The 9,670-nt window shown below is 67.5% G+C and carries 9 protein-coding genes; 4 read left to right on the top strand and 5 right to left on the bottom strand.

Features of this window, described 5'->3' with window-relative positions; translation table 11 throughout:
* From ABTU92_RS22905 to ABTU92_RS22885, 5 genes are all read right to left on the bottom strand, one after another.
* A partial coding sequence (locus ABTU92_RS22905; protein WP_408093934.1) for a caspase domain-containing protein occupies positions 1–422 on the bottom strand: 422 nt, incomplete at its 3' end.
* A 61-nt stretch (positions 423–483) separates the two neighbouring features.
* Positions 484–1,809, bottom strand: coding sequence for a serpin family protein (locus tag ABTU92_RS22900; RefSeq protein WP_408093933.1), 1,326 nt, complete (start codon positions 1,807–1,809; stop codon positions 484–486).
* A gap of 29 nt (positions 1,810–1,838) precedes the next feature.
* Positions 1,839–3,455: a caspase family protein gene (locus tag ABTU92_RS22895; RefSeq protein WP_408093932.1), complete on the bottom strand. Its 1,617-nt coding sequence runs from the start codon at positions 3,453–3,455 to the stop codon at positions 1,839–1,841.
* A gap of 85 nt (positions 3,456–3,540) precedes the next feature.
* On the bottom strand, positions 3,541–4,500 hold the full coding sequence (locus tag ABTU92_RS22890; protein ID WP_408093931.1) for an OmpA family protein: 960 nt from the start codon (positions 4,498–4,500) through the stop codon (positions 3,541–3,543).
* Positions 4,501–4,840: 340 nt separating this feature from the next.
* Positions 4,841–5,140 carry a hypothetical protein gene (locus tag ABTU92_RS22885; RefSeq protein ID WP_408093930.1) on the bottom strand — a complete coding sequence of 100 codons (300 nt, stop codon included), beginning with the start codon at positions 5,138–5,140 and terminating at the stop codon, positions 4,841–4,843.
* Positions 5,141–5,410: 270 nt separating this feature from the next.
* Here ABTU92_RS22885 and ABTU92_RS22880 point away from each other — a divergent pair, with 270 nt between their 5' ends.
* The 4 genes from ABTU92_RS22880 to ABTU92_RS22865 form a co-directional block, all read left to right on the top strand.
* Positions 5,411–5,980 carry a hypothetical protein gene (locus ABTU92_RS22880; RefSeq protein ID WP_408093929.1) on the top strand — a complete coding sequence of 190 codons (570 nt, stop codon included), beginning with the start codon at positions 5,411–5,413 and terminating at the stop codon, positions 5,978–5,980.
* A 46-nt stretch (positions 5,981–6,026) separates the two neighbouring features.
* Entirely contained in the window at positions 6,027–7,139 is a 1,113-nt protein-coding gene (locus ABTU92_RS22875) for a DUF4384 domain-containing protein (protein ID WP_408093928.1), read from the top strand.
* A gap of 91 nt (positions 7,140–7,230) precedes the next feature.
* Positions 7,231–8,763: a trypsin-like serine protease gene (locus tag ABTU92_RS22870; protein WP_408093927.1), complete on the top strand. Its 1,533-nt coding sequence runs from the start codon at positions 7,231–7,233 to the stop codon at positions 8,761–8,763.
* Positions 8,764–9,152: 389 nt separating this feature from the next.
* A partial coding sequence (locus ABTU92_RS22865) for a caspase domain-containing protein (protein ID WP_408093926.1) occupies positions 9,153–9,670 on the top strand: 518 nt, incomplete at its 3' end.

Genomic DNA, 9,670 nt, shown 5'->3' with positions numbered 1-9,670 from the left:
GATCGCAGCTCGGCGTCGACCGGCACCAGGTAGTTCTCGCCGCCGAGCTCGATCCCGTGGCCGGCGAAATACACCATGGCGATCTCGGCCTGCCCCGCCGCTCGGGAAAACTCCAGCAGCGCACGGCGCATCCGGTCGTAGTCGACATCCCCGAGCGAGGTGACGGAAAAGCCGAGCCGGCGCAGCGCGGCCGCGACATCGCCGGCGTCGTTCGGCGGGTTCGCCAGCCGTGAGGTGGCGCGGTAGCTCGCGTTCCCCACCACCAGCGCCACACGATTCTCGGCGTGGCTCACGGCGAGGCCGGCACACAGCAGGACGGCGACGCAGAGCGCCTTCAGCACGGAACGCATCGAAGCCCCCAGTTGCTGCGAGCCACCCCTACTGGCGATCTGCCACACCGCGGAAGCGCCGATAAGCCGCATGCCCTCACCGCGCCTGCGCTGCAGTTGACGATCATTCTCATGCCGCCGCACGGCGACCTGATCACTTGGCAACGATTTCGGGGTCGGCCACCCAGCCGGTCATCACGATCGTACCGGTCTCGCGGTGGCGCAGTGCATAGACGAACGGTCGGTTAAACTCGACCTTCACGGTCGACGGGCCGGGCTTGAGACCGCGGGTCGTCTCCGCCACGGTCACGGAGGCGGCCTCGGTTCCGGTCTCGTCAATCGAGATGACAGTCTTCTGCCGCACTGCCGACAAGGCGATCCCGCTCGCGAAGCCGGCGAGCTGCGTCTTGGACGAAAGCCCAGAGGCCAACCCCATCTTGGCCAGCGCGGAGAGGAGATCGTGCTCGCCCGCGCCGGTGAACTTCGGCACTGCGAGCCGGACCGCGGTCGGTTTGAGGCCTTCACCGGCGAGGAGATCGCGGGCAGCCTCGAATGCCTTCGGCGCCGCCGGCGCGTCCGTCGTGGTCATCAAGGTCAGGATGAAACGTGGGTCGCCGTAGGGGAGCTCGAGCGCCGCGAACCGGCCCTTCCCTGCGTAGCGAAAGGTCTGCTCGTCGAGCATCATGGTCGGCCGATCGACCGTCGAGCCATCGAGCCGGTGGAACGGCCGCGGTGCGGTCGCGGACGGGTCGAACGGGATCCGCCAGCAGTCCTTGAACACGAAGGCATCGATCGCGACCAGCGACGGCGAGGAGCCCGGCTCCATGATCTTGCTGATCCGGCCCTGGGTCCGGTCCGACGCCCATTTGTCGATCTCGGCGAGGGCGGCCGGGGACGCGAAGTCGACCTTCTTGATTGCGATTCCGCTCGCAGCTTCGACCCGGTCCTCGATCCCGGGCATCAGGGTGAGCCTCTGGTCGACGAACAGGCCGTCGGCGGTCGCGAACGGGGCGCCGGGACGCGTGCCAGCGACGGCGAGCAGGCGCGCATCGGCGCGGATCTGATCCGCCGCGCCTTTGGCGGTGCCGAGGCGGAGCGTCTTGGCGATCGCCTTCCTCATGGCGTCGTCGGCGCCGAGGTCGAGGGTCGACAGCACGGCGGCGACCCCCGACGGGGAGACGGCGACGCTCGCCTTGCTGTCGCCCGCCACCGCCTCGAGGAGGTCGAGCGCGAAGATCACGCGCGGACGAACGCGCTCGATCGGGGCAGCGGCGACGGCGGCCGTGTCGACGCGACAGGACCGCGGCGCGGCCGTCGCGGCCGCCGGCGTTTCCTTCGGGGCGGCCGGCGTCTCGGTTGCGACCGGCGGAGCTACGGGCACGGCCGCTGGGCCGGCTGCTTCCTCGGCGAGCAGCGGGCTCGACAGCGCGGAAACCAGCAGCGTGGTCGTGATCAGGCGAATCGGCAGTGACGAGCACATAGGAGGCCCTCGGTTCTCTCGATGTTCGGTCAAGGCGCCGGCCGTGGGGCTGTGAAAAGCCCCTGGAGCCCGATCTTCATGTCGCTGGTCTGCACCTCCTTTTCGAGGAGGTCGACGACATCGAGCGCCGCGACCCGCTTGTCGAGGGCGCGAATCTTGACGATCAGCGAGTCGAGCGGCTTGTCGCTCACCACCAGCACCAGTGTGTCGGCGCCGAACGGCGGCCGGGCATCGATGCCGCCGAAGGTCCAATCCTTCGGGAGCGTCGGCGGATCGCCCTTGTCGGGATAGGGATAAAGGAACTGCACCTGCCCGGTGCCGGTGATGTTGAACAGGAGATAGTGTTCCGGTTGGTCCGACCCGGAGGCCTGCCGGCGGGGATCGACCACCACCACTTCCTTGGACAAGTAGCGCCGGTCGCCGCCGGCGAGCCGGATTTCGCGCGGACGAGGTCGCGACAGGGCCAACAACCGGCGGAGCGCGACCTCGCGCTCAGCTATTCCCGCAAGCTCGTTGCCGCCGAGGTCGCTCGCGACCAGGTCGCCGCCGCTCGAGTAGGCGGTCCGCGCCTTCACGTCGAGAACGAGATCGGCCTCCTGCTTCGACGCCGCCGGGCGCAGCTCGAACATGCCGTTGCGCCCGGTCGAGGCGGCGATCGGGGCACCGCCGAGCACGTGGACCTGGACGGTGCGCGAGATCGGCGCCGGGTCCGGCACCGCCGCTGCCGCGGTCAGGTCACGCGACACGTCGATCAGGATCTGGTCGAAATTCGCCCTCGGCCGGAGATCCGGATCCTGCTTGTTGCCCGAATAGGTCCGCACCGTCGCCTTGACGTAATCGACGACCTCGCCGCGGCTGACGACGCCGGGCCGTGCCGTCGGGGCGTCGCCGTCGATGATCCGGGCGAATGCGAACGACAGCGCCCCCCGCCGGGTGTTCGAGCCTGGTGGGATCGGAACCTCCGGCGCCTTGGTGCTGTCGTCGACGGCGGCCAGGAAGGTGACCGACGGAAGCGCTTCAATTTCCACGGGGGCCGGCAAGGCCGCGAGCAGACCGGCGAGCGGGTCCTCGCCGTCGCGATAGCGGTAGGGCTGGACGACCCGATAGGAAAGCTCCTCGATCTCGCTTTCAGGGAGCGGTGCTCGCGTCAGGCCGCCGGCGTGGCAGGTGTCGGCGACGAAGACGGTGCGTGCGCCCTTGGCGTCGAGCTTGCGGAGTCGGACGTTCATCTCGGTCCCGGCGATCCGCTCGCGCGCCGACCCGCCTCGCTTCAAATCGATCCGCCCGTTCGAGTCGGGTAGCACCACGTCGGCGAGAAGGAAGACCTCGTGCAGTTCGCCCTCCTGCGTCCCGGGCGGCCGGCGCGCTCCCCATTGCTCGCGCGACCCGTGCCCGGCGAACGCGATGATCACGAGGTCGCCACGCCCGGCCCGGTCGATCATCTTGTCGATCGCCGCCAGCACCCGCTCTCGGCTCGCCTCCTTGTCGCGGAATACTGCGAGGTCGCGCACGCCACGCCGCTGCAAGGCGGTGGCGATGTCCCGGGCGTCGGCGACGGCGCCCTTCAGCGGCCGTACATTGCTGTAATTGTCGATGCCGACCACCACGGCGCGGGTTTCGGCAACAGCCTGAGAGGAACAGATCACCGCGAACACTATCGGCACAAGCTTCAGTCGACGAAACATGTCTCTGCTTCCGGATAGTGTTGAAGCATCGTGTCGCGAAAAAGGGCTATTCCGACGTCCAGTCGAACTCGACGCGCCGGTTGAGCTCGTCGATCTGATCCTGCGTGTAGTCCGCTGGATTGGCGATCGCGCGGGGCTCGCGCTTACCCTTCCAGGCAGCCTCGATCCGGCCGGTCACGTTCTTGGACCGCAGGAACTGGACCACCTTTTTGGCCCGTTTTTCGGACAGCTCGAGATTGTAGGCGTCGCTGCCGATCTGGTCGGTGTGTCCGGTGACGGTGATCCTGACCGGATTCCGCTCCTTGAGCATGTCGGCGAAGGCCTCGGCCGCCTTGGCCCCGATCGGGGTGAACTCGTCGGACTTGTAGACGAACAGGATCGCCGAGGGGACCCGGATCGCTTCGGGCCCCCGGTCGAGCAGAGCGCTATACGCGCCGTCAGGATCGCGGTCTTCCGGCGCGCGGACCAGAACAGCATTCGGTCCGGCCGCCGCCAAGTGGCGCGTCTCGTCGGCGCGACGGGCCAGATAGGCGAGTTCCGTGCCCAGACGTGCCTTGACGGTCGGATCGTTGCTCGCGTCACGCGCGACGATCTCGATGGCGCGTTGGTAGGCCGCGGCGGCCTCGCCGAAAGCTCGGCGCTTCACCTTCAGGTCGCCGAGCGCCCGCGCCGCCTTCCACGACGCCTCGTACCCGGCGGCCTTCTCGATGAGGCGCGCTGCCGCCTCGGCCTGGCCGAGCTTGTCGCGCAGGCGGTCAGCGTCCACCAGAATGCGGTCGGCCAAAGCGGCTTTAGCGGCGCGCATGTCCCTCGGGCCGCAGTCACGCGCTCGCGCGATCTCGTCGACCAGCCTTTCGGCCCCGTCGAGATCGCCAGCGGCGAGTGCCGCCGCTAGTTTCTTCGCCTGTTCACCGCAGCCGGCGAGAGCTGGTCCCGCGAGGAGTCCAGACCCGAGAAGCCCCGAACAGATTATGGTGAGCAGCTTTGTGTTGATCTTTATGAACATGGTATTGTCACCCGGTCAGCACTTTTGCTGGCGCCAACGTCGATTTCAGCTGCCACTGTAGTTAGTTGTTTCAAAGATAGGTGTGGGTCGGATTTCGTGCGAGCGCCGCGTCGATGGGGTCGACTTTGAACTGCTCTGTGATAGCCTACTATGACGTCACCGCGAGCCGCAATCGCCTTCGATCTCACCCCCGTCTGGTCACTGCAGGAACCGCTCGGACAACCAGGGACGTTCATGAATGCCGAAGCACGCCGTCGAGCCCCAGCCTCTCCGGACCAGCAAATCTGCCACCGGCGCGGTGCCAGCAACGGCGGACCTAATGATGATCGACATGGAGGCGTCACCGGCAACGGATCTCGTTTCGATACACGGGACAGCCAAATGCCGTGTCGCCGATCAGAACAGAACTGAGCACGCAAAACCGGTTGCTGTAGCCGTCTTCAAAGATCACATGGCTGGTGCGACCATTGACAGCCAGCAGTCGGTCTTCGTTCGTGGCCGTCGCGTCGAAGATCACCGCCATCCCGGCGGCTGGAGTCGTGAGCGCGAGCGGATTTTCGGATGGCGTTTCGGCCCGCACCGCAAGAGCGATGGTCATTATACAAACCGTCGCAAGGGCGACGACAGAACGACGGTTCATGGGTTCTCCGTATCGGTTGCGCGAGGCATCGGGCGCCGCGGATCGGAAGTTAGGCTGAACTTCTCTGGCAATACAGACGACGGGCTTCCAAACTAATTGGTGGCATGCAAACGGCCTGCCGGGCCCACCCCTCAACGGGACGGGCAGGCGTGATTACGGTGTGCCTCGTTCGATGGCTGTGGCGAGCCGGCCGATGCGACTTGGGTGGAGGGTCGACCGCCGCTCCGGGTCGGGTCCCGGTCACCCGGAGAGAAGAAAGGACGTTCTGGAATGTCGCTCGACCGCAGGTTTTTTATCGGATCGATCGGGACCGCTCTCATCGGGATGCCGATGCTGGGCGGAGCGGGGTCCGCGTGGGCGGAGCCCGATCCCCGTGATCTAAGCGTCGTCTCCCGAGGCTCGAAGCCGGCGTCCGGTCGCGGCGGTCGGCCCGTTCAAGTCAGCCTCGAGCCGATCGGCGCCTCGGTTCTGCGGATCGGGTCGCCGGTGCGGTTCCGAGCGTCGTCGAACCAGGCCGGGTTCGGGCACCTCTACATGGTCGGCACATCCGGCAGGGTCGTGATGGTGGTCGAGAACCTGCCGCTCGGCCGGCGTCGCACGGTCGAGCTTCCCAAGCCCGGCCTGCTGATCCGGGCGACCGCGCCGGCTGGTGACAACAGCGTGCTGTTCGCGGCGTCGCGCGACCGTTTGGCGGGTTTCGCTGGCAACGGCACGACGACCACGCCAGCCGAGATTCAGACCGGCGCCAATGGTCTCCTCGGCGAGCTGACGGCGCGCCTTTCAAAGCTCCCCCGCGGAAGCTGGGGCCTCACCACGGTCAACATCAAGGTCGTCGAGTGACCCGCGCGGTCCGTTCGACCAAGGCGCTCAACTCGGAGAAACAGACATGTCCAAATACGTTCTGAAGTGCGGCATCGCGGCCCTTTCTCTGATGGCCGCGGGCGGTGCGGGCGAGGTCCGGGCTCAAACCGTCCGCGACCTGTCCGTCGAGCAGAACCAAGCCTACCAGATCGGCCAGGTCACCCCCGGGTCGCTCTCGGTGATCACGCTGCTCGACCGCCCCGACGCCACCTATGCGCTCGGCGAGTCCGTTCGTCTCGCCGTCAAGACCAGCGACGACGCTTATCTGACGGTCTTCAGCATCGGCGCCTCGGGGAAGGTCACCCAGCTGTTTCCCAACGCGACCCAGCCGAGCAACCGGGTGAAGGCCGGCGAAACGGTCGAAATCCCGCCCGGCGGCAGCGGCACCCGGATCAAGGTCACCGGCCCAGTCGGTGCCGAGCTGATCAAGGTGATTGCGACCTCCAAACCCGTGACCCTCATCCCGGACGGTCGGTTCGTCGCCAACAACGGCTTCTTCCGCAGTCTCGAAGGCGGGGTCGCCGATTTCAAGCGCGACCTCGAGGTCGTGACCCGCAATCCGCGGCCCGACACCAAGATTGCTATCGTCAACCAGGTGATCAAGACGGTTCCGGCGCGCACCGCAGCAGCCGGGCAAGGCGTCGTGATCGTGCCGGCTCCGGCGGCGGTGCCGGCCTCTGCGCCAGTGTTTCCGGTCTTGGGCGCCTCGGCCCAGACCTTCCCACTGCTGCTCGCGACCGACAAGACCACTTATCGAACCGGTGAGCGGGTCACGATCGCTGTCACCTCCCTTCAGGCATGCCACCTGCGGGTGCTGCAGGTCGACGGCAGCGGCCAGGCGCGCCAGCTTTTCCCGACGAGCGCGCTACCGTCGGCGCAGGTCGGCGCGCTGCAGACCACGATGATCTCCGGAGGCCCGGCGCCGCAGACCGTCCTGGCCAACGCCGCCGGTCCAGGAACACTCATGGCGCTTTGCACGACAGAGCCCCCGGCGACCCCGATCGTCGTCGTGAAGTCGATCGCGGATGTTCTCGGCACCGACGAGCGGTCGAGCTTCGATCGCGACCTTGCCGTGGTGTCGAGCCGACCGGCCGGCACCGTCGGCTTCGCTCAGGTCTCGTTCACAGTCACGCCCTGACCGCGACTTCGGCGCGCGCTCGTCGTCATACGTCGACGGGCGGGTGCAGGGCGCGAACCAGTCAAATGGGGATTCTTCTGGAGTCAATGCCATGAATGACCACCTACGGCTCGGGCGCAGCCACCACGCAGGCTGTGGGGCAGGCGTCGCGCTCCTGCTGGCCGCGGCGATCTGGGCCGCGCCTCCTGCGGCCGCTGCCGATGACCGCGGGACGGGCCGCATCGACGACGAGAACGCGACCGAGGAGCTCGTCGTCACCGACCCGTCGATCGACGACATCATCGCTGCGCGTGATGTCAACACCCGTATCGTCGGCGGGACCATGGCAAGGCGGGGGCAATGGCCCAGCATGGTGGCGATCTATGTGCGCCGGCCCGGGAAGGCGGCCGCCAATTTCTGTGGTGGAACTGTCATCGGTAAGCAGTGGGTGTTGACCGCCGCGCACTGCGCCGCGTCGATGAAGCGTGCCCAGGCCGAATCGAGTGCAGTGTCGTTCTTCGTCCGGGAAGGCACGATCGACCTCGAAGGCAAGGACGGGCGCGATATCCCGATCACCGGCATCGTGTCCCACGAATCTTACAAGCCGCACCTGATCCTCAACGACGTCGCCCTGCTCGAGCTCGCCGGCCGAGCCTCGGCGCCGCTTCAGCCGCTGATCGCCCGGACCAAGGTCGGCGACATGGTGGTGCCGAAAAAGGTGGGGACGGTCACCGGGTTCGGGGTGACCGCGGAGGGCGGCCAGGCCTCGGCACGCCTGCGTCAGGTCGATCTGCCGATCGTGGAGCGGAGAACTTGTGCGAGTGTCTACGGCGACGATCGGATCACGGACGCGACCTTCTGCGCCGGAGACCGGGAAGGCGGTCGGGATTCCTGCCAGGGCGACAGCGGCGGTCCGCTGTTCGTGCCGGATTCGGCCGGCAAACAGGTGCAGGTCGGGGTCGTGAGCTGGGGCAGGGGCTGCGCGCGAAAGGGCTATTACGGCGTCTACGCCTCGGTCGGCATCTTCCAGAGCTGGATCCGGAAGCATGTCCGCGACGCCGTCTTCGTCGATCGTCCCGCCGGGGGGAGGCCGCAGGGAAGCGCTGCTGCCGCCGTCGACAATCTCGGCCAAGGCGCGAGCGAGACCCCGAAGCCGAGCCATCTCGCTCAAGTCACGCTCGATATCGCGCAGGGCAATCAGGTCAAAGTCGGGTCGTTCATCGAGGTGCGGGTGACGTCGTCGGTGTCCGGCGCCGTCGTGGTCTATAACGAGAATCCCGACGGCCATTCCTACCAGCTCTACCCCTCCAAGGCATTTCCGGCGCCCGGGCCGAACCCGAACGTCGCCCGGATCGAGGCCGGTAAGGCGTTGTCGATCCCCTCGGCGTCCCAGCGCGCCGAGGGCTATCGCTTCGTCATCAGGCCGCCGACCGGGACCAACCGGCTGCGTGCGGTGGTCGTTCCCGCCAATGCGAAGGTGGAGGAGATCATCGGTGCGCACGCCGACGGGGACGAGATCCGCGACCTCGGGCTCATCATCAACGACATCGTCGACGCCGAGCTCGAAAGCCGGGGACCAGAGCCGATCAAGCTCGGGCCGACCAATCGCGGTTCGGCCGAGCTGACTTACGAGATCGTGCCGTGATTCGTGACGCCTCGGCTCTGCGGAGAGGTGCGCGGCCGAGCCGGGCAGATGTTCAGACGAGGTTCGGAGCGTTCGGTTTTGTGCCGAGACGAGGGCGCGAGCATCGCGCCGATCGGAGGGCGCGCGTCTTACCAACGGCAGAGTGCGCGTGGAGGTTCGGGCTACTTTCGGGGGCTTTTGATGCGTAGGTCTTGAACTATGATTTGCGCCGCGCTGTTGCTGGTCGTCGCTTCGGCGTCGCGGTTCGCGACCGTGGAGCGGAGGAGGTGCGGCAGTTCTGGCCGGCGCGCCGCCATCCCATCGGTGTGGCGGGCTGGCGGCTTATCGGCGCTGTCGCGGAGGGGGGGCAGCTTGCCCGTCGAGGTGGCTCGTAGCATCTGGGAGCTTCGATGCGTTCCGTGCTGAAGGCGCTCTGCGTCGCCGTCCTGCTGTGTGCCGGCCTCGCGGTGAGCCACGCGCAAACGCGGGTGGCGCTGGTGGTGGGGAACGCGACCTACCGCGCCGCCTCGCGGCTGGCGAACCCGCCGAACGACGCCGGCGATGTCGCGGCCGCGCTGCGCCGGCTCGGCTTTTCCGTCACCTTTCTCGGGGATGTCGACTACGACCGGATGCGCCGTGCGCTGCTGGAGTTTTCGCGCGCGGCGGGACAGGCCGAGATCGCGGTGGTTTATTTTGCCGGCCACGGGATCGAGCTCGGCGGCGAGAACTATCTGGTGCCGATCGACGCCGAGCTGCGATCGGACCGCGACGTCGAGCACGAGACCATGCCGCTGCGCAGCGTGATGGCGAGCGTGGCGCCGGCGCGCCGGCTGGGGCTGGTCGTTCTCGACGCCTGCCGTGACGATCCGTTCCGGCCCCGCATGGTGCAGACGGCGGAGCGCAGCCCGGACGGTGACGCGCGGGCTCG

This window comes from Rhodoplanes sp. SY1 (assembly GCF_046000175.1).
Lineage (GTDB): Bacteria > Pseudomonadota > Alphaproteobacteria > Rhizobiales > Xanthobacteraceae > Rhodoplanes.
The sequence above is the reverse complement of the archived record's forward strand: the minus strand, read 5'-3'. Positions and strand labels throughout refer to the sequence as shown.

Excerpts from the sequence above, each read along its gene's own strand:
- ABTU92_RS22880 (WP_408093929.1), top strand. The coding sequence starts at position 5,411 with ATGTCGCTCGACCGCAGGTTTTTTATCGGATCGATCGGGACCGCTCTC.
- ABTU92_RS22900 (WP_408093933.1), bottom strand. The coding sequence starts at position 1,809 with ATGTGCTCGTCACTGCCGATTCGCCTGATCACGACCACGCTGCTGGTT.
- ABTU92_RS22870 (WP_408093927.1), top strand. The coding sequence starts at position 7,231 with ATGAATGACCACCTACGGCTCGGGCGCAGCCACCACGCAGGCTGTGGG.
- ABTU92_RS22890 (WP_408093931.1), bottom strand. The coding sequence starts at position 4,500 with ATGTTCATAAAGATCAACACAAAGCTGCTCACCATAATCTGTTCGGGG.
- ABTU92_RS22885 (WP_408093930.1), bottom strand. The coding sequence starts at position 5,140 with ATGAACCGTCGTTCTGTCGTCGCCCTTGCGACGGTTTGTATAATGACC.
- ABTU92_RS22875 (WP_408093928.1), top strand. The coding sequence starts at position 6,027 with ATGTCCAAATACGTTCTGAAGTGCGGCATCGCGGCCCTTTCTCTGATG.